A 16748-nucleotide genomic window follows, 5' to 3' on the forward strand; every position below is an offset into this window, starting at 1 on the left:
GTTTCTGATGAATCGACGTTTTTGTCATCGCCGTTTGTGTTGGGTGGGGCGGGGATTGTAATCATCGCCTCGTTTGGGGGCTTTGTAATGACGTATTTACGGAGCAGGCGAGGTGAGCGTCGCCTTGTCGCTTCGTTGGTTCGGCTGTCTGAAGGGTCGGAAAATCGCGGTGGCGGTCTTGGCTCTGATGACGAACTTGTTCAGTTGATTGACGAAGTTGTCAACAAACTTGAGAAGCTGAATGGGAGATGCAAATCCGCAGAGCACGAACTGCGCGAGTCCCGTGCCGGTGAACGTCAGGCCCGTGAACAGGTTCGGACCACCCGCGATCAGGCCGAAGCAGCACGGTGTCGTGGTCTGCTCTCTGCTTCGGAGACCATGGACCGCGCCCTGAACGGAATCCGTAATGAATCTTCGTCCTTGGAGTCCTCTATGGGCATGGCGGCTGACGGGGCTGCGAGCCAGCAGGAATATCTCGCGTCTGCGGCATCGGCCATGGAGGAGATGAACGCTTCCATCGGTGAAACCAGTGCGGCGGCTGAATCAGCAGCCCGTTCCGCTGAATCCGCGCGCGAGTGCGCGGAAAACGGTGCAGGACTGGTAGAGGAGACGCTCGGCGTTATCGACTCGCTGGCTTCGGACACGCGTGATCTGGCCGGGCGCGTGGAACGTCTCGGAACGCAGGCCGTGGGCGTTGGGAGCATCATCGACGTCATCACCGACATTGCGGACCAGACCAACCTTCTGGCGCTCAACGCGGCCATCGAGGCTGCGCGGGCCGGGGAGGCCGGGCGCGGGTTCGCGGTGGTGGCCGACGAGGTGCGTAAGCTTGCGGAAAAAACCATGCAGGCCACCAAGGATGTCGGGGTCGAGATCGGCGGGATTCAGGAAGAGGTCAAGGCCACGGTCAGTGGCGTGGAATCTGCGCTTTCACGTGCGGAAAAAGCTGCGGACGTGGCCGGACGTTCCGGGGACGCCCTGCGCGAGATCGTGGAGCTTTCCACCGAGAGCTCCGGCCGGATCCGGGAGATCGCCGCTGCGTCCGTGCAGCAGAATAACGCCAGCGAAGAGCTCTCCAGAACCGTGACCGATGTTTCCGGTCTTTCCGAAAAGACCGCGGAAGCCATGGAAGGCTCGGCCTCTGCGCTCGGTTCGCTTGGCGAGCGCGTGGAGGACCTTTCGGGGCTCGTGGAAGCGTTCAGGCTCGTGGGCAACGGCAAGGCCGGAGCCGTGGTCAACGGGCTTGCCATGGACCGGGGTATTCGTTCCGGCATTCGTGAAAACATGGAGGAATCGTTGGTTCGCGCCGCCAGGCAGAACGCGTTCGTGGAGCTTCTCTACGTCACGGACATGAAGGGCAGGCAGGTGGTCAGCAACATTGGTGGGGCGGACAGCGGTTTCAGCGTGGATACTTCCGCCATGGGCCGGGACTGGTCGGGCAAGCCGTGGTTTACGGGAGTGCTTGAAGACATGGCCATGTTCGTGTCCGACGTCTATGTGTCGGATGCATCCGGCGAGCGGTGCATTACCGTTTCAGCGCCGTATTATGCGGACTCGGGCGAACCCACCGGGGTCATCGCCGCCGATATCCGGCTCGGATGATTATTGTTTCCCGGTCTGCATCACCGCATTGCCCGCGATGATGAGGCCAAGCCCCGCGATGGTGGAAAGGAGGATTTCCTCGCCGACGATGAAGTGGATGAGCACCAGCGAGAGGAACGGCGAGAGGAAGATAAGGTTTGCCACTCGCGCGTTGCCGCCGCCGTCGGGCAGGGAGGCGTGTTTCAGGGCCGCCAGCCAGAGGGCGAAGGTGATGCCCATTTCGAAGAATCCCACGTAGCGGAACCCAGCAGGGCGGGCCCGGTGAAGTCCGGAAGCCCGTCCGTCAGCAGGCAGGCCGCCAGAATCAGCGGAAACCCGGCAAGAAAATTGACCAGCAATCCGGCCACCGGGTCGCATTTGCTGTTGGTGTTGAATATCCAGTAGAGCGCCCATATCACGGTACTGAACAAAGCCAGCCCCACGCCGAGCGGGTCGGAGAATCGCATGCCCAGCAGATCGCCGTGGGTGGAGATCACGACCACGCCAAGATAGCTTATGAGGATGGCGGCCAGTTGGCGAAGAGTCATCTTTTGGCCGAGCAGCGGTATGGAGAGCAGGCTCAGGGTAACGGCCCATGTGTAGTTGAGCGGCTGGGCTTCCTGCGCGGGCAGCAGGTCGTACGCTTTGAATAGTATGAGGTAGTAGAGGAACGGATTCAGGATGCCCAGCAGGGCGGCCCGGAGCAGTTCGCGGCTGGACATTTTAAGAGTGTGCAGGCGCTTCTGGAAAGCGAGCACCCCGAAGAGTGCGACAATGGATGCGGCGCAGCCTGCGAGCAGAAGCTGCGCGGGCGTGAGGTGTCTGAGGGAAATCTTGAAGGCCGAGGCCACGGTGGACCAGATGAGGACCGTGGACAGGCCGAAGGCCATGGCTTTGCCGCGATTGGTCATGGACGCTCCGTGCGGTTTACAGGAATCCGTAATCGATAGCTTTTTTTTATTCGGTCACGCAAGAAACAAAAAACCGCCCGGAGACTGGCATCTCCGGGCGGTGGACAGTGTTGTTTCAGGTCGGCCTAGAGCACCACGTGCCGTTTGATGTGGCCCACGGCTTCCTTGATGTCGTCGGTGACGATGAACAGGTCGAGGTCGTCCTTATGGCAGAATCCGTCCTTGACCAGTTTTTCCTTGAACCAGTCCACGAGCGGCCCCCAGAAGTCCGTGCCCATGAGCACGATGGGGAAGGGGCGGATGCGCTTGGTCTGGATAAGCACGAGCGCTTCGGAAAGCTCGTCGAGCGTGCCGTAGCCGCCGGGCATGGCCACGTAGGCCATGGCGTACTTGATGAACATGAGCTTGCGGATGAAGAAGTAGCGGAAGGCGCACATGACATCCAGATACTCGTTGAAGTCCTGCTCCAGCGGCAAATGGATGTGCAGGCCGATGGACTCGCCCCCGGCTTCCTTGCAGCCCTTGTTGCCCGCCTCCATGAGGCCCGGGCCGCCGCCGGTGATGACCGAGAATCCTGCCTTGGCCAGCTCTGCCGAGAGTTCTTCGGTCTGCTTGTAGATTTCTTCCTCGGGACCGACGCGAGCCGAGCCGAAGACCGAGACGGCCGGGCCCACATCGTTCAGGGTGTCGAATCCGTCGACCACTTCCGACATGATTTTGAAAAGCCGCCATGACTCCTTCATGGACAGGTCGTCAATGAGATACTGTTTTGACCTCGGCATGGTTTCTCCTTGGAATGTCTATCGTTACTGTATTTGTAATGGATGGTTGCCTGATTTGCCGTTATGGTGCATGAACGGGAGCGCAATCGGCGCTGCACGGTTGCAGGAGTAGCATTTAGCACTGAATTCCACAATCCGGAAGGGCGTTCTGACCCTTCCCGCGCGAGCGGAGATGACTATGAAGATTACGTTTATGGGGGCTGCACGTGAGGTCACCGGGTCCTGTTACATCCTTGAGAAAGAGGGTGTTCGATTTGCCATCGACTGTGGCCTGCATCAGGGCAACAGGGAGATCGAGAAACGCAACAGGAATCTTGAGAGCTATGATTTCGAATCCCTTGATTTCATTCTCGTGACACACGCCCATATCGACCACAGCGGCCTGCTTCCCGCCGCCGTTGCCAAGGGGTACAAGGGCCCCATCTACATGACCGAGCCCACCAGCGACCTGTTGGACATCATGTTGCTCGACTCAGCGCATATTCAGGAGATGGAAGCGGAGTGGGCCAACCGCAAGCGGTCCCGAAAGGGCGAACCTGATGTGATCCCGCTCTACACCACCGCCGATGCCGAACTGACCGTGCCGCTCTTCAAGCCCGTCAAATACGGGCAGGCCATCGAACCGGCCGAGGGCATCTCCGTCACGTTCAAGAACGCCGGGCACATCCTCGGTTCGGCCTTCATCGAGGTCGAATACGAAGACGAGGGCAAGAGCACCAAGCTGGTCTTCTCCGGCGATCTCGGCCGCCCGGAACAACTCATTGTGCAGGACCCGAGCCTCGTGGACTGTGCGGACTATCTTTTCCTCGAATCCACTTACGGAAACCGCGTCCACAAGGACGAACAGAATACCCTCGACGAGCTGGCCGAGGCCATCGCCTACAGCTACTCCAAGGGCGAAAAGGTCGTTATCCCGGCGTTTGCCGTGGAGCGTTCCCAGCAGATCATCTATTCCCTGTTCCTGCTCTACAAGAGCGGGCGTCTGCCCAAGGACATGCCGGTATATCTCGACAGCCCGCTGGCGATCCGCGCCACCGAGGTCTTCCGCAAGCATCCGGAGTTCTTTGACGAACAGACTATCGGGTACATCAACAACGGCGAGCATCCGCTGGACCTGCCCAACCTGAAGTTCACGCTCTCCACCGACGAGTCCATCGCCATCAACAACACCCCCGGACCGGCCGTGGTCATTTCCGCAAGCGGCATGGCCAACGCGGGCCGCATCAAGCACCACCTGCGCCACAACCTCTGGCGTCCGGGTGCCAGTGTGATTTTCGTGGGGTACCAGGGTGTTGGTACGCTGGGTCGAAAAATCGTCAACGGTGCGGAAAAGATCAGGATTTTCAACGAAGAAGTGGCGGTGAACGCCAAGGTCTTCACCATCAACGGGTTCTCCGGACACGCCGGGCAGGACGAGCTGCTTGAGTGGTTGGAGGGCATCCGCGACAAGCCGGTGAAAATCATCCTTGTGCATGGTGAGGAAAAGGCGCAGGATGCGCTCGCCGAACTGATCCGCGAGCGATTCGGGTTCGAGATTCATGTTCCCGAATACATGGAGGAATTGACCCTCGAACCGGTCGGGAGATGGCTCCGGTGGTGGATGTCGCGGTTGCGCGCCCTCGTGTGGACTGGGATTTCCTGGTGGGCGATGCCGAGAACCTCTTCGCCGAATTCCGCAAGCGGCTTGAAGACGTCAAGGACCGCCCTTGGACCGAGCAGACCGAAGTGCGCGACCGGCTCATGGACATCAACCGCTCCATGGTGGAACTCATTTCGGAGATGTAGGCCGTGCGCGTTATCGGCGGAAAATTCAAGGGACGCAGGCTCAAGACCTGCGAGGGACCGGGCTACCGGCGCCACGGGGCGGGTGCGCGAGTCCGTGTTCTCCATGCTCCAGTCCCGCGGCATCGACTGGCACGGCCTGCGCGTGGTAGACATGTTTGCGGGCAGCGGCAGCCTCGGCATCGAATGCCTGAGCCGGGGCGTCGAGTTTGCCTGTTTCGTGGAAAAGAGCCGCAAGGCGGCCAGCCTGATTCGTCGTAACCTCGACGACCTGAAGGTCCCACGCGAATCGGGCAACGTGCTGTGCAGAGACCTTTTCGCCGTGTTGGCAAAACCGCCGCGCCAGCCGTTCGGGCTCGGATTCATTGATCCGCCGTACGGTAAGGATCTTATGGTTCCGGCGCTTGAAAAGGCATTGGAAAACGGCTGGTTTGCAGAGGGCGCGCTCATTCTGGCCGAAGTGGAAATCCGGGTGACGGCCCCCGTAGAGGGGCGGCTCGGGCAGTTGGAACTTGTAGCCGACCGTGAATACGGTCAAACCAGGATACTCATATGGCGGACCTGAATCCGAGGCTGGCGATCTATCCCGGAACCTTTGACCCCGTGACCAAGGGCCACGTGTCCTTAATCAGGCGGGGGCTGAAGATATTCGACCAGATAGTCTTTGCCGTGGCCCGGAGTACGCCCAAGAAAACGCTTTTCACCATTGATGAGCGCGTAGACATGGCCAACGAAGTGTTTGCCGAAGACGAAGGCATCATTGTGGAACCTTTTGACGGACTGCTCATCGACTACGCCCGCCGTCGCGGCGCTGGTGCCATACTCAGGGGGCTGCGCGCGGTCTCGGACTTCGAATACGAGTTCCAGATGGCGCTCATGAACCGCAAGCTCGACCGCGATGTGCAGACCGCCTTTCTCATGACCGACTTCAAGTGGATGTACCTCAGCTCGACCATAGTGAAGGAAGTGGCCAGCCATGGCGGCAACGTCAAGGGCCTCGTTCCGGATATCGTGGTGCCGAAACTGTACCGGAAATACGCGACACCGCCGAATCTGGAAGGGTAGCCATGGGCCGCGGCAAGCATGTCGTCTGCCTTGTGGGCCCCACCGGCGCGGGCAAGACAGCGTCCGCGCTGGCCATAGCGGCCGATCGTCCCGTGTCCGTGGTCAATTTCGACTCGCGGCAGGTGTATCGCGAGTTTCCCGTTATCACTGCCCAGCCGGACCCGGAAGAGCGCGCGGTCTGTCCGCATCTTCTGTACGGCTTTCTGGACACGGATCAGGCGATCAATGCGGCCGCCTTCACGGACATGGCCCGCGAGACCATTGCCGAAGTGCACGCGCAGGGGCGGCTGCCCATTCTGGTCGGCGGCACCGGCATGTACCTGAAAACACTGCTTTTCGGCATCGCCCCGATTCCGCCCATCCCGGAGGACGTGCGCGAAGCCGTGCTGGAACGGGTACGGCTTGAAGGGCCGCAGAGGCTGCATCGGGAGCTTGAGGAAATTGATCCCGCCTATGCCGGAAAGATCCACCCCAACGATTCACAGCGCAACGCCCGGGCCATGGAAGTGTGGCTCGGCACGGGCCGGACCCTGAGCGACTGGCATGGCGAGCAGCACAACGAGTCCGAGTACGACTACCTCAAGGTTGGCCTCAAGGTGGCGCTTGATGACCTGACTCCGCATCTGGACCGTCGCATCGACATCATGCTTGAGCGCGGAGCCGTGGAAGAAGCGCGAGCGGCGTGGGAGAATTGTCCCGACCCGGAGGCTCCCGGCTGGTCCGGCATCGGCTGCGCGGAACTGCTCCAGCATATTCGCGGGGCCATGAGTCTGGACGAAGCCCGCCAGAAATGGCTGCACAACACCCGGCAGTACGCCAAGCGCCAGTTGACGTGGTTCAACAGGGAAAAGGACATCGAGTGGTTTGATCCGGGCGAGGCGGAGGCCGTGGCCCGGCGCGTGAGCGATTGGCTGTCCGGTTCGGATTAGCCGCTCATGAGGGAGAGATGCTTTGGCTGCAGGTGCCAGAGCAGGGTGGCCTGCGACAGTGTAGGGCTGGCCTCGATGCTGGTCAGGCCGCCGTTGCTGAAGTGCAGTTGAACGCCATCGCTGTGCCCGAGCAAGCGTGAGGCGAGCCTCGGCAGTGAGGGCAGATGGCCGACCACGAGAATCAACTCCCGGTTACATTCTTCAATATAACTGAGAGCTTTTTCCGGCTGCGCCGAGGGCTTGAAAACGTCGCTGGTGTCGATTGCCCGTGTGGGGTAGCCGATTGTGTCCGCGATGATTTCCGCCGTTTGAACGGCCCGCAGCTTGGTGCTGGCGACAATGAGATCGAACTCCAGCCCAAGGGAACGCATGGCCTTGGCGCTGCGGGTGATCTGGTCGATGCCCACCGGACTGATAGGCTGTGCGGGATCGGCTTCCTTGGGCAGGCATGCCCCATGTTGCATGAGGTGGATGAGCATCGCGTTTCTCCCTTTGACGAAAGCCTAGCCCATGCGGACGGTTGCCGCAAGCCGGAGCATGGCCGGGAAGATTCGGGTTGCGATCTCCGGCCGGGAACGGTACATGCTGACTGACCCGAAAAACGGTTATGCCAAGGATTTCTTGCATGGATATACGAAAGATTTGTGTCACCGCGCTACTGGTCGTCCTGTTCGGAGCCATGGGCGCGCAGGCTTTTCGTGGATACGTCGTCCAGCATGGCGACGCGTCCGTTCAGTGGGGGTAACGGCGAGGCCGTTGCCACGGTTGCAGTCCAGCCCGTGGGCGACGTGCTCGACCCGGTGCAGGCCCGCTCGTTGGCCGTTCGCGCTGCGGTAGTCTCCGCACGGCGGCAGCTTCTTGAAGCTGTCGAGTCCATTCGGATAGATGCCGGTCAGACCGTTGGCTACCACATGGCCGAAGATCTGGACGCAGCGGAAAACGTCCGCATGCTGTTGCAGAACTCGCGCCTGAGTCTGCCGCTCGCCAATCCGGAAGACAAACCGGACATGATGGGCAGCGTCACCGCATCCATTTCCCTTTACGGCCAGCTTGCCGAACATATGCTTCCGTCGACAATCCAGTTTCTGAGTGGCATCCCGCCGAAGCTCGCCGGGGCCTCGCAGCCTGTCGAGGAAGAGCAGGACCCGATGGCGCTCGGCATGACGCCGGGTGCAGGGTACTCCGGCGTAGTGATCGATGCCCGCGGTCTTGATATTGAACCGGCGCTTTGCCCGGTGGTTTTTGATGCTGGCGGAGTGGGCGTATATGGTCCGTTCATGGTCAGCCGGACACTCGCCGTGTCTCAGGGTGTTGCCGCCTATTCGCGCACCGATGAGTGGGTGGTGGTCCGCAGCCGGGTTGGTGAAAGTCCGCTGGTGGTCAAGGCCGTGTCCAAGGCCCGTCCCACCGATCCCGTCATTTCGGCCAACGATGCCCGCCTTGCCCGCGCTGTTCTTTCTCGCCCCGGCATCGGAGACAAGGGGCGCGTTGTCATCGTTCTTGATGACGCAGGAACGACTGAAGCTGATTCTGAATCTGCCGCCGTTACCGCTGAAGCCGAACCTTTCGTAAGCACCGATCTGGAGGAATAGCGGATATGCGTTCCGTAATCATTGCCGTTTTGGCCTGTCTTGTTTTGAGCGCGCCCGCGATGGCCCGCAATGTGGAAGTGACACTGCCCAAGGAAGAGGGCAGCTCCTCCATGGAGTTTCGCGCAAAGGCGCTTGATGAAGCCTTTGTGGAGGCCGTGTTGCAGGAGAGCCGCACTCTGCTGCCCGCAACCCTGAGCCAGTCCCGTGAAGCGCTCTTTCGTGAGGCGCTTGAGAGAAAGGCCGGATATTATGTCCTCGGCTATGACTCCGTCAAAGTGACTCCCTCTGAAGAAGGCATCAGCCTTACGGCAAACGTGAACGTGAACCGCACCGCGCTCCGTGAAGGGCTTAAGTCCATGGGGCTTTTTGCCACGGCCACCAAGCCCATCCCGGTTTCCTTTGCCGTCGGCGAGCTTTCCGCAGAGGACACCTCACAGCTTGCCGGGCTCATGGAGCTTACCGGTGTTGAGAGCGCGTCCAGCGGAGTTGCCAAGTTCGGGCTGGATAAGAATGAAAAGGGTATTTTTGAAGCGCACCTCAAGGCACCGGGGGCCATGTGGCAGGCACGCGGCAAGGACCTGCCGGTGGTCTGGGATCAGGTCTGGAGCAAGTATTTTGAACGCAAGTTGCTGCCCAGCCCAAGACCGGTGCCGCCACGCTTCGCATTGCCGGTTGGTTCACCCCGGACGGAGCACGCGAGTTCGACCGGGTTCTTCGCAAGTGGGATGGTGCGGTTTCGGATGTACGCCTCGTTGAGCTGGACATGCTGGCTTCCGGCGTCTCAGGCATGTGGGAGATTCGTATCCGCAACCGGGCGCTTCTGACGGGGCGCTTGGACGCCTTCCTGCCAGACAGGGGACTTTCCTATACGCTCTCTGCCGACGATGAATAGGCAGAAAAAAAGCGGCGACCCGAGGGTCGCCGCTTTTTTTGTTCGTTGAAATATGTTGGTTAGGCCTTCTTGTCTTCGTCTTCCTTGTTCGGAGTGACGTCGATTTCATCCGGCTCGTTGGTGGCCTTCTTGAAGTTGCTGATGGCCTTCCCGATGCCGCCGCCGATTTCCGGAAGCTTCTTGGCGCCGAAGATGACGAGTACGATGAGAAGAATGATGAGGAGTTCCCAGATTCCGAATCCGCCGATCATATATGTCCTCCGATGTTGGTGTCCTTACTGACAAGGCTGAATGGCATATACACCCCGCGCGAACACAGGTCAAGAAGCCGGGGCTCTTTCCGCGATTGTGCACCATGATTCCCATGCTTTACATTTGCCTACCACGAACGTACACCATCTGCGTGTGCGCGCGATGCGCCGGGAGATGTATGGCGGATGTGAAGAAAATGCCAGCCGGGACGTGTCGGCATTACGTGAAGGGCCGATGCCTCTACGAGGAGCTGCTCAACCCCGGCTACCAGCAGGACTGGCGCTGTGTGGTCATGCTGCGCTGGGAAGAGGCCTTCGACGAGTTTCTGCACCGTGCCGAAGCATTCGGCGTGGAGCATGACCGTGTGGCCCGTCTTTGGGAAGCCCGCTTCAAGCGGTTGGCCGGGGACCGCCCCAAATGCGAGCGGTTCAGGCCCGCCCCGGACGTTGATCCGCCATGCTGCCTGCATCACCACGAAGCGCTCTGTCTGCTCGGTCTGCCCGAGTGCGAGGGGCGCTGCCGCCATTACAGGGCCAAAGACGTGAAAACCGAGACCGAACCATAACCGTCAAACCGGAGAATGCCATGCTGATAAACTTTCCTGCCATGCATTCGGAGCTGATCCCCGAGGGTGCCGAAGAGGGCGTCCTGCTTTTTGATCCCGGCCTTGCTGCCGACGAGGACGGCCGCTTCAGGCCCGAGTCGCTGCCCATTGACAAGCGAACGGCCATGGCGCTGCTCAGGGATTCCATCAGCTTTGGCGAACAGTTCAAGGACCCTGCGGAGATGGCGTTTTTCGGGGCGCACACGCCGGAAGACTATTTCGAGGAGTCCACCGGGACTATCAAGAACCAGCTGCTCGCCAGTATCGGCGCGGGCAAGGCTCCCGGCGGCAAGGTTGATCCCGAAGCTCCGAGTCGGCGCGCGCAGTTTGTTCTGCTTCTTGCCTGGGCGACCGAAGAGGGCATCGTGGAATCCCTCGGGCTGGAGCAGGGCGTGCAGGCCTCGTGGGGCCGTATGTCCGAGGCGCTCGGCATTGACGGCGAGGACCGCGAAAGCGAGATCGGCCGCATTGTCAGCAGCACCAACGCCACGAGTCCCGAAGGCATCCGTATCGCATGGCCGCGTGTTCTTGAGGGCATGGCCGCGTTTATGCCTGAAGAGGCCGCGCTGTTCTGCTCGGACAAGGACATCATCGAGGCATGGGAGGACGCGGGATTTGATTTTGCTCCCGCGCACTCCGAGTATCCAGCCGGAACGCAGACCGTTACCGCGCCCGCCTGGCGGCTCTCCGGACGCTCCGCTTGTCCGGAGGAGTTGCCGTTCACGGACCGCGAGATAACCGTTGTCTGTAGGAAATAATAACCAGCGAAACGCAAACGGAGTGATTTCGTGATTTATCTCAACGACCTGATGAAGACGGACGTTTTCGACAACATCGGGTGCATCGTATTCGATTGTGACGGCGTCCTCATCGACTCCATCGAGGCCAATACCGTATACTACAATCTCGTGAAGGAGTATTTCGACCTTCCGCCCATGGATGAGGCCGAAACGAAATACGTTCACAGCGCCACCATGGCCGACGCCGTGCGGCACATCCTTCCCGAAAAGCTTTGGGATCGGGCCTTCGAGTACCAGCAGTCCTTCGACTATTCGCGTGTGATGCCGCACATCAAGCGCATGGAAGGCGTGTTCGAGCTGATCTGGTGGCTGCGCGCCGCCGGATGTCTTCTGGCCATTAACACCAGCCGCAAGGACACTATGGACATGGTGCTGGATTTCATCGACCTTGAAGACACGTTCTTCCCGGTGATCACCGTCAACGAGGTGCGCAAGCCCAAGCCGCATCCCGAAGGCATGTACCAGATTCTTTCCAAGCTGAACGTGCGGCCCGAAGAGACCGTTTTCATCGGCGATTCGCTGGTGGACCAGCAGGCTGCCCGAAACGCCGGGACCCGTTTCTGGTCCTACGGCAACGAAAGCCTCGATGCCGACCTGTTCATTGATGATTACTGGACCCTCAAGCGTGTGCTTATGCGTACGTACGAGGGCCCTGTCATGGGATATTAGGGCTTGATAATTCAAGGTCCATGTGACAGGGTAACATCATTGTGGGTACTGCCCGCTAATTTGGAGGATTCATGTCCCATCTTGTTCTCGCCATTGCAAAAATTCTGAGTATCGTTCTCAATGGATATATGTGGATCGTCATTATTTCGGCCCTGCTTTCCTGGGTCAATCCCGATCCGTACAACCCCATCGTCCGCTTTTTGCGTGGCCTGACCGAACCCGTGTTTTACAAGGTGCGCCAGTGGATTCCCTTTGCCGTTGTCGGAGGGATCGACCTGTCGCCCATTGTCGTGATTCTGGCCATTCAGGTCCTTGATATCGCCCTTGTCGGCAATCTCATGGATTTGGCCATCACCCTGCGCTAGGCGCAGTGATCCCAGGGAGGTGTCGCGGTGTCCGTTACAAAGATCGACCTTCTCAACAAACGCTTTTCGCGTTCCGTGATCGGGTATTCCCGTTCGGAAGTGGATCAGTTTCTGCTTGAAGTGGCGGAAACCGTGGGCGGCCTTGTGGACGTTGGCAAGGAGATGCGCAAGAAGATCAAGCAGATGGAAGCTATGATCAAAGAGTATCGCCAGCGTGACGAGACACTTCGCGACACGCTCATGAATACGCAGAAAGTGGTGGACGACATCAAGGCGTCTGCCCATCGCGAGGCCAAGCTCATCAAGGATGAGGCCGTGGCCAAGGCCGAGGACACCGTCCGCAAGGGACATGAGCGTCTGGCCAGTATTCATGAGGACATCGAGGGCCTGAAACGTCAGCGCACCCAGTTCGAGGCTCAGCTACGAAGCCTATTGGACGCACACTACAGGATGCTTGAGCATTCCGACCCGGATGTGGAGCGTATTGAAGAACTGGAAGCCAAACTGACGTTTTTGAAAAAGGCCGAATGACCGAGACACAGAGAGAAATCACACTACCTTTCATGCGCCCTTCGCGAGACGGAGGGTGGCATCTCTCGATTTGGGCACAGCCCGGTGCAAAGCGAAGCGAGCTTGCCGGACTGTATCAGGATTGCCTGAAGATTCGCCTTGCGGCTCCCGCAGTGGACAACAAGGCGAACAAGGCGCTTGTTGCCTTTGTGGCAAAAACGTTGGGACTCAAGGCCCGCCATGTTCGACTTGAGGCGGGGCAGACCAATAGAAAAAAGGTGCTGGCCGTCGAGGCCGGCTGCGACCCCGATTTTGCGCGGCTTCAGAGCTCGTCGTAAGGTCGGATTCAACCACCAGAAAAGGAGTGGTCCATGGAAGCACGTGACATTGAACTCGTCGAGAAGCTGCAGGAAGAAGATGGTGAAGTGAAGGCTCTCTATGATCAGCATCTTCAATACGAACAACTGTTGAACCAGCTCGAGAGCAAGTCTTACCTGAGCTCGGCCGAGGAACAGGAAGTCAAGGAAATCAAGAAGAAGAAGCTCGCGGGCAAGACCAAGCTGCAGGCTATCCTGGAAAAGTATCGCGAGTCGGAGGCATAAAATGGAGATGACCGGGGCGCAGATTCTGCTGAAGTGCTTGGAGAAGGAAGGTGTTGACGTCATGTTCGGGTTCCCTGGCGGAGCCGTGATCGACATTTATGACGAAATTCCCAACTTTTCCGTAGAGCATATCCTAGTACGCCACGAACAGGGTGCGATTCATGCCGCTGACGGCTATGCGCGCGCAACGGGCGAGACAGGGGTGTGCCTAGTCACTTCGGGCCCCGGTGCGACCAATACCGTCACCGGAATCGCCACGGCTTACATGGACTCGATTCCGGTGGTCATCTTCACCGGCCAGGTGCCCACGCCGCTGATAGGCAACGACGCCTTTCAGGAAGTGGACATCGTCGGCATCACGCGGCCGTGCACCAAGCACAATTATCTGGTCAAGGACATCAAGGATCTGGCCCGGACCGTCCGGCAGGCGTTTTATCTCGCCCGTTCCGGACGGCCCGGTCCGGTCCTCGTCGACCTGCCCAAGGACATCGTCAACCAGAAGTGCGACTTCGAGTGGCCGGAAGACGTGACCATGCGGAGCTATAACCCCACGGTCAAGCCGCATGTGGGGCAGGTTCGCAAGGTCGCCAAGCTTATCCGCAACGCCCAGCGCCCGCTCATCTATTCGGGTGGCGGGGTTGTGCTTTCCAAGAGTCACGAAGAACTCCGCTGGCTTGCCGACAACCTCGACATCCCAGTGACATCCACGCTCATGGGCCTCGGGGCGTACCCCGGAAATGGCAAGCACTGGCTTGGAATGCTCGGCATGCACGGCACTTACAGCGCCAACATGGCGGTAAATAACTGTGATCTGCTGCTCGCCGTGGGTGCGCGGTTCGACGACCGCGTTACCGGAAAGGTCAGCACGTTCGCGCCGCACGCCACTATCGTGCATATCGATGTGGACCCCACGAGCATCCAGAAGAACGTCTCGGTGCATGTCCCTCTTGTCGCCGACTGCAAGAGCGCGCTCGGCTCCCTGAAGAAGGAGATGGAAGCGCTTGTCAGCGAAGAGGACTGGGAACGCAAGCATGAAGAGTGGAATAGCCAGCTTGAGGAATGGGACCGGCTGCATCCGCTGACCTACAATGACGTGGATGACGCCATCAAGCCGCAGTACGTCGTTGAGCAGATTCAGGAAATCACCAAGGGCGACGCAATCATCGCGACCGAGGTGGGGCAGAACCAGATGTGGGCGGCGCAGTTCCTCAAGATCAATGAGCCGAACCGCTTCCTGACCTCCGGCGGACTGGGCACCATGGGGTACGGTTTTCCGGCCGCCATGGGAGCGCAGCGCGCCTTCCCGGACAAGCTGGTCATCGACGTGGCCGGAGACGGCTCCATCCAGATGAACATTCAGGAAATGATGACCGTGGTCTGCAACAAGCTGCCCGTGAAGATCGTGATCCTGAACAACGGCTACCTTGGCATGGTCCGGCAGTGGCAGGAGCTCTTCTACAAGAAGAACTACTGCGAGACCTGCATGGACGCGCAGCCCGATTTCGTGAAGCTCGCCGAAGCCTACGGCGCCGAAGGGTACCGCATCACCGAGAAGAAGGACGTGAACAAGGTGCTCAAAAAGGCGTTTGCCACGGACAAGCCCGCCATCATCGATGTGCGCGTGACCAAGGAAGAGAACGTTTACCCCATGGTCCCGGCCGGTGCGTCGCTGACCGAAATGCTGCTGGTGTAGGAGGAGATGAGCATGCGACATACGCTTTCCGTCATGGTGGAGAACGAGCCCGGTGTGCTTTCCCGCGTCGCGGGTCTCTTCAGCGGCAGAGGCTTCAACATCGAATCACTGAACGTCGCTCCGACTCTGGAGAAGGGCGTTTCCCTCATGACCGTCGTTGCCGAGGGCGACGACGCCATCATCGAACAGATCGTCAAACAGCTCAGAAAGCTCGTCCCCATCGTCCGGGTGGTGGACATGACCGAACTGCAGTCCGTCGACCGCGAGATGATCCTCATCAAGGTCAACGCCGAAGACTCCAAGCGCGCGGAGATTCTTCGAATTACGGATATTTTCCGCTGCAAGGTCGTCGACGTGAGCATGGACGAACTGACCATCGAGTGTACCGGCGACCGTGGTAAGATTTCCGCCATCCTGAATCTTCTATCCAGATTCGGCATCAAGGAAATCGCCCGTACCGGCAACGTGGCCATGCGCCGCGCCATGCAGGTTACCGAGTAGACCGACCCCGTATTTCCCTCTGGACATTCTTCATCCCGGTCGGTAATTGGCCGGGAGGAGTTGCGTTGTCCGGAAAAGACGGGGGAATATTTCGTTACCCGTCCGCCACTGTTTGTGCGGAGAAAACCCCTCAGGAGAGAAAGCAATGAAGGTGTATTACGAGAAGGATGCGGACCTGAAGTTCCTCAAGGACAAAACTGTTGCCATCATCGGCTACGGGTCTCAGGGACACGCTCACGCCCAGAACCTGCGTGACTCCGGCGTGAACGTCGTGGTCGGTCAGCGTCCCGGCGGTCCCAACTACGATCTGGCCAAGGAACACGGTTTTGAGCCGGTCAGCGCAGCCGAAGCTGCAAAGCAGGCCGACCTGATCATGATCCTGCTTCCGGACCAGGTCCAGAAGACCGTCTTCGACAATGACATTGCCCCCAACCTTGTGGAAGGCAACGTCATCGCCTTCGGTCACGGCTTCAACGTGCACTTTCAGCAGATCGTTCCGCCCAAGGGCATCGACTGCATGCTGATCGCCCCCAAGGGTCCGGGCCACATGGTCCGTCGCACCTTTGCCGAGGGCGGCGCCGTTCCCGCACTGGTGGCCATCGAGCAGGACGCCTCCGGCAAGGCCCTTGACATCGCGCTGGCGTACGCCAAAGGCATCGGCGCAACCCGCTCCGGCGTCATCGAAACCACCTTCCGCGAAGAGACCGAAACCGACCTCTTCGGTGAACAGGCTGTTCTTTGCGGCGGCCTGACCGAGCTGTGCAAGGCTGGTTTCGAAACCCTCGTTGAAGCAGGCTATCAGCCTGAAGTGGCGTACTTCGAGTGCCTGCACGAGCTCAAGCTGATCATCGACCTCATGTACGAGGGCGGCATGGCAGCCATGCGCTACTCCATCTCCGACACTGCCGAGTTCGGCGATTACGTCACCGGCCCCCGCGTCATCAGCGACGAATCCCGCGCTGCAATGAAGCAGGTCCTTGCCGAAATCCAGAACGGCAAATTCGCCCGCGACTTCATTCTCGACAATCAGGCCGGTCAGCCCATGCTGCGCGCCCAGCGCCGCCGCGGTGCCGAGCATCAGATCGAGGAAGTGGGACAGCGCCTGCGCGAAATGATGAGCTGGCTGCAGAAGTAGCAACACAAGCTTCATAGACATCATCGAAGCGGCTCCCCTCAGGGGGGGCCGCTTTTTTACGTAAAATGCAATTACAAATCGCA

General features: G+C 59.5%; 20 protein-coding genes and 2 pseudogenes. 17 read left to right on the forward strand and 5 right to left on the reverse strand.

Annotated elements, in window-relative coordinates:
- The first annotated feature begins 87 nt into the window (after positions 1 to 87).
- Complete coding sequence (locus JCM12178_RS00150) at positions 88 to 1602, forward strand: methyl-accepting chemotaxis protein (protein WP_172677042.1); 1515 nt, start codon at positions 88 to 90, stop codon at positions 1600 to 1602.
- Here the strand turns inward: JCM12178_RS00150 and JCM12178_RS20535 are convergent, their stop codons facing one another.
- The 3 genes from JCM12178_RS20535 to JCM12178_RS00160 all read right to left on the reverse strand — a co-directional run bounded on the left by JCM12178_RS20535 (position 1603) and on the right by JCM12178_RS00160 (position 3274).
- Positions 1603 to 1821: a hypothetical protein gene (locus JCM12178_RS20535; RefSeq protein ID WP_369404427.1), complete on the reverse strand. Its 219-nt coding sequence runs from the start codon at positions 1819 to 1821 to the stop codon at positions 1603 to 1605. It abuts the gene before it with no gap.
- A complete protein-coding gene (locus JCM12178_RS00155; RefSeq protein WP_369404428.1) occupies positions 1785 to 2492 on the reverse strand; it encodes a DMT family transporter in 708 nt (235 codons plus the stop codon). The genes JCM12178_RS20535 and JCM12178_RS00155 overlap by 37 nt, the downstream gene beginning before the upstream one ends.
- Positions 2493 to 2617: 125 nt before the next feature.
- Positions 2618 to 3274, reverse strand: coding sequence for an LOG family protein (locus tag JCM12178_RS00160; RefSeq protein ID WP_054647977.1), 657 nt, complete (start codon positions 3272 to 3274; stop codon positions 2618 to 2620).
- Positions 3275 to 3452: 178 nt separating this feature from the next.
- Between JCM12178_RS00160 and JCM12178_RS00165 the strand changes: the two are divergent.
- From JCM12178_RS00165 to miaA, 4 genes and pseudogenes are all read left to right on the forward strand, one after another.
- Positions 3453 to 5059, forward strand: a pseudogene (locus JCM12178_RS00165) (MBL fold metallo-hydrolase RNA specificity domain-containing protein).
- Positions 5060 to 5192: 133 nt separating this feature from the next.
- Positions 5193 to 5621: pseudogene (locus JCM12178_RS00170) on the forward strand (RsmD family RNA methyltransferase); the annotation flags it as partial.
- On the forward strand, positions 5609 to 6121 hold the full coding sequence (coaD, locus tag JCM12178_RS00175) for a pantetheine-phosphate adenylyltransferase (RefSeq protein WP_054647979.1): 513 nt from the start codon (positions 5609 to 5611) through the stop codon (positions 6119 to 6121). The pseudogene JCM12178_RS00170 and the gene coaD, both read left to right, overlap by 13 nt.
- Before the next feature lie 2 nt (positions 6122 to 6123).
- Positions 6124 to 7050 (forward strand): tRNA (adenosine(37)-N6)-dimethylallyltransferase MiaA, encoded by a 927-nt coding sequence (gene miaA / locus JCM12178_RS00180; RefSeq protein ID WP_054647980.1) that lies wholly within the window; start codon positions 6124 to 6126, stop codon positions 7048 to 7050.
- On the opposite strand, the gene JCM12178_RS00185 is transcribed toward miaA, so the two are convergent.
- A complete protein-coding gene (locus JCM12178_RS00185; protein WP_054647981.1) occupies positions 7047 to 7529 on the reverse strand; it encodes a SixA phosphatase family protein in 483 nt (160 codons plus the stop codon). The genes miaA and JCM12178_RS00185 overlap by 4 nt on opposite strands.
- A 237-nt stretch (positions 7530 to 7766) precedes the next feature.
- Here JCM12178_RS00185 and JCM12178_RS00190 point away from each other — a divergent pair, with 237 nt between their 5' ends.
- Positions 7767 to 8642, forward strand: coding sequence for a TP0624 family protein (locus tag JCM12178_RS00190; protein ID WP_157054641.1), 876 nt, complete (start codon positions 7767 to 7769; stop codon positions 8640 to 8642).
- Between the two features lie 5 nt (positions 8643 to 8647).
- Positions 8648 to 9466 carry a hypothetical protein gene (locus JCM12178_RS00195; RefSeq protein WP_054647983.1) on the forward strand — a complete coding sequence of 273 codons (819 nt, stop codon included), beginning with the start codon at positions 8648 to 8650 and terminating at the stop codon, positions 9464 to 9466.
- Between the two features lie 127 nt (positions 9467 to 9593).
- Here the strand turns inward: JCM12178_RS00195 and JCM12178_RS00200 are convergent, their stop codons facing one another.
- Positions 9594 to 9785 (reverse strand): twin-arginine translocase TatA/TatE family subunit, encoded by a 192-nt coding sequence (locus JCM12178_RS00200; RefSeq protein ID WP_157054642.1) that lies wholly within the window; start codon positions 9783 to 9785, stop codon positions 9594 to 9596.
- Positions 9786 to 10009: 224 nt separating this feature from the next.
- Here JCM12178_RS00200 and JCM12178_RS00205 point away from each other — a divergent pair, with 224 nt between their 5' ends.
- The 10 genes from JCM12178_RS00205 to ilvC all read left to right on the forward strand — a co-directional run bounded on the left by JCM12178_RS00205 (position 10010) and on the right by ilvC (position 16665).
- Positions 10010 to 10351, forward strand: a complete 342-nt coding sequence (locus JCM12178_RS00205) for a hypothetical protein (RefSeq protein ID WP_245628492.1) — start codon at positions 10010 to 10012, stop codon at positions 10349 to 10351.
- A 20-nt stretch (positions 10352 to 10371) separates the two neighbouring features.
- Positions 10372 to 11148, forward strand: a complete 777-nt coding sequence (locus tag JCM12178_RS00210) for a hypothetical protein (RefSeq protein ID WP_054647985.1) — start codon at positions 10372 to 10374, stop codon at positions 11146 to 11148.
- 30 nt (positions 11149 to 11178) lie between these two features.
- The gene (locus JCM12178_RS00215) at positions 11179 to 11859 is read left to right on the forward strand and encodes an HAD family hydrolase (protein WP_054647986.1); all 681 of its coding nucleotides are present in this window, start codon (positions 11179 to 11181) and stop codon (positions 11857 to 11859) included.
- 71 nt (positions 11860 to 11930) lie between these two features.
- The gene (locus JCM12178_RS00220) at positions 11931 to 12224 is read left to right on the forward strand and encodes a YggT family protein (RefSeq protein ID WP_054647987.1); all 294 of its coding nucleotides are present in this window, start codon (positions 11931 to 11933) and stop codon (positions 12222 to 12224) included.
- A gap of 27 nt (positions 12225 to 12251) precedes the next feature.
- On the forward strand, positions 12252 to 12755 hold the full coding sequence (locus JCM12178_RS00225; protein WP_054647988.1) for a DivIVA domain-containing protein: 504 nt from the start codon (positions 12252 to 12254) through the stop codon (positions 12753 to 12755).
- 32 nt (positions 12756 to 12787) lie between these two features.
- Entirely contained in the window at positions 12788 to 13072 is a 285-nt protein-coding gene (locus tag JCM12178_RS00230) for a DUF167 domain-containing protein (protein WP_245628494.1), read from the forward strand.
- A 33-nt stretch (positions 13073 to 13105) separates the two neighbouring features.
- Positions 13106 to 13336, forward strand: coding sequence for a hypothetical protein (locus JCM12178_RS00235; protein WP_054647990.1), 231 nt, complete (start codon positions 13106 to 13108; stop codon positions 13334 to 13336).
- Position 13337: 1 nt separating this feature from the next.
- Complete coding sequence (ilvB, locus tag JCM12178_RS00240; protein WP_054647991.1) at positions 13338 to 15029, forward strand: biosynthetic-type acetolactate synthase large subunit; 1692 nt, start codon at positions 13338 to 13340, stop codon at positions 15027 to 15029.
- A 12-nt stretch (positions 15030 to 15041) separates the two neighbouring features.
- The gene (gene ilvN, locus JCM12178_RS00245; protein WP_054648150.1) at positions 15042 to 15530 is read left to right on the forward strand and encodes an acetolactate synthase small subunit; all 489 of its coding nucleotides are present in this window, start codon (positions 15042 to 15044) and stop codon (positions 15528 to 15530) included.
- A gap of 145 nt (positions 15531 to 15675) precedes the next feature.
- Entirely contained in the window at positions 15676 to 16665 is a 990-nt protein-coding gene (gene ilvC / locus JCM12178_RS00250; RefSeq protein ID WP_054647992.1) for a ketol-acid reductoisomerase, read from the forward strand.
- Positions 16666 to 16748 lie beyond the last annotated feature (83 nt).

This window comes from Salidesulfovibrio brasiliensis JCM 12178 (genome assembly GCF_001311825.1).
Classification (GTDB): Bacteria; Desulfobacterota; Desulfovibrionia; order Desulfovibrionales; family Desulfovibrionaceae; genus Pseudodesulfovibrio; species Pseudodesulfovibrio brasiliensis.

Coding starts and splice junctions, on each gene's coding strand:
- JCM12178_RS00150 (WP_172677042.1), top strand. CDS start 88: ATGACGTATTTACGGAGCAGGCGAGGTGAGCGTCGCCTTGTCGCTTCG.
- JCM12178_RS20535 (WP_369404427.1), bottom strand. CDS start 1,821: ATGGGCATCACCTTCGCCCTCTGGCTGGCGGCCCTGAAACACGCCTCC.
- JCM12178_RS00155 (WP_369404428.1), bottom strand. CDS start 2,492: ATGACCAATCGCGGCAAAGCCATGGCCTTCGGCCTGTCCACGGTCCTC.
- JCM12178_RS00160 (WP_054647977.1), bottom strand. CDS start 3,274: ATGCCGAGGTCAAAACAGTATCTCATTGACGACCTGTCCATGAAGGAG.
- coaD (WP_054647979.1), top strand. CDS start 5,609: ATGGCGGACCTGAATCCGAGGCTGGCGATCTATCCCGGAACCTTTGAC.
- miaA (WP_054647980.1), top strand. CDS start 6,124: ATGGGCCGCGGCAAGCATGTCGTCTGCCTTGTGGGCCCCACCGGCGCG.
- JCM12178_RS00185 (WP_054647981.1), bottom strand. CDS start 7,529: ATGCTCATCCACCTCATGCAACATGGGGCATGCCTGCCCAAGGAAGCC.
- JCM12178_RS00190 (WP_157054641.1), top strand. CDS start 7,767: ATGGCGACGCGTCCGTTCAGTGGGGGTAACGGCGAGGCCGTTGCCACG.
- JCM12178_RS00195 (WP_054647983.1), top strand. CDS start 8,648: ATGCGTTCCGTAATCATTGCCGTTTTGGCCTGTCTTGTTTTGAGCGCG.
- JCM12178_RS00200 (WP_157054642.1), bottom strand. CDS start 9,785: ATGATCGGCGGATTCGGAATCTGGGAACTCCTCATCATTCTTCTCATC.
- JCM12178_RS00210 (WP_054647985.1), top strand. CDS start 10,372: ATGCTGATAAACTTTCCTGCCATGCATTCGGAGCTGATCCCCGAGGGT.
- JCM12178_RS00220 (WP_054647987.1), top strand. CDS start 11,931: ATGTCCCATCTTGTTCTCGCCATTGCAAAAATTCTGAGTATCGTTCTC.
- JCM12178_RS00230 (WP_245628494.1), top strand. CDS start 12,788: ATGCGCCCTTCGCGAGACGGAGGGTGGCATCTCTCGATTTGGGCACAG.
- JCM12178_RS00235 (WP_054647990.1), top strand. CDS start 13,106: ATGGAAGCACGTGACATTGAACTCGTCGAGAAGCTGCAGGAAGAAGAT.
- ilvB (WP_054647991.1), top strand. CDS start 13,338: ATGGAGATGACCGGGGCGCAGATTCTGCTGAAGTGCTTGGAGAAGGAA.
- ilvN (WP_054648150.1), top strand. CDS start 15,042: ATGCGACATACGCTTTCCGTCATGGTGGAGAACGAGCCCGGTGTGCTT.
- ilvC (WP_054647992.1), top strand. CDS start 15,676: ATGAAGGTGTATTACGAGAAGGATGCGGACCTGAAGTTCCTCAAGGAC.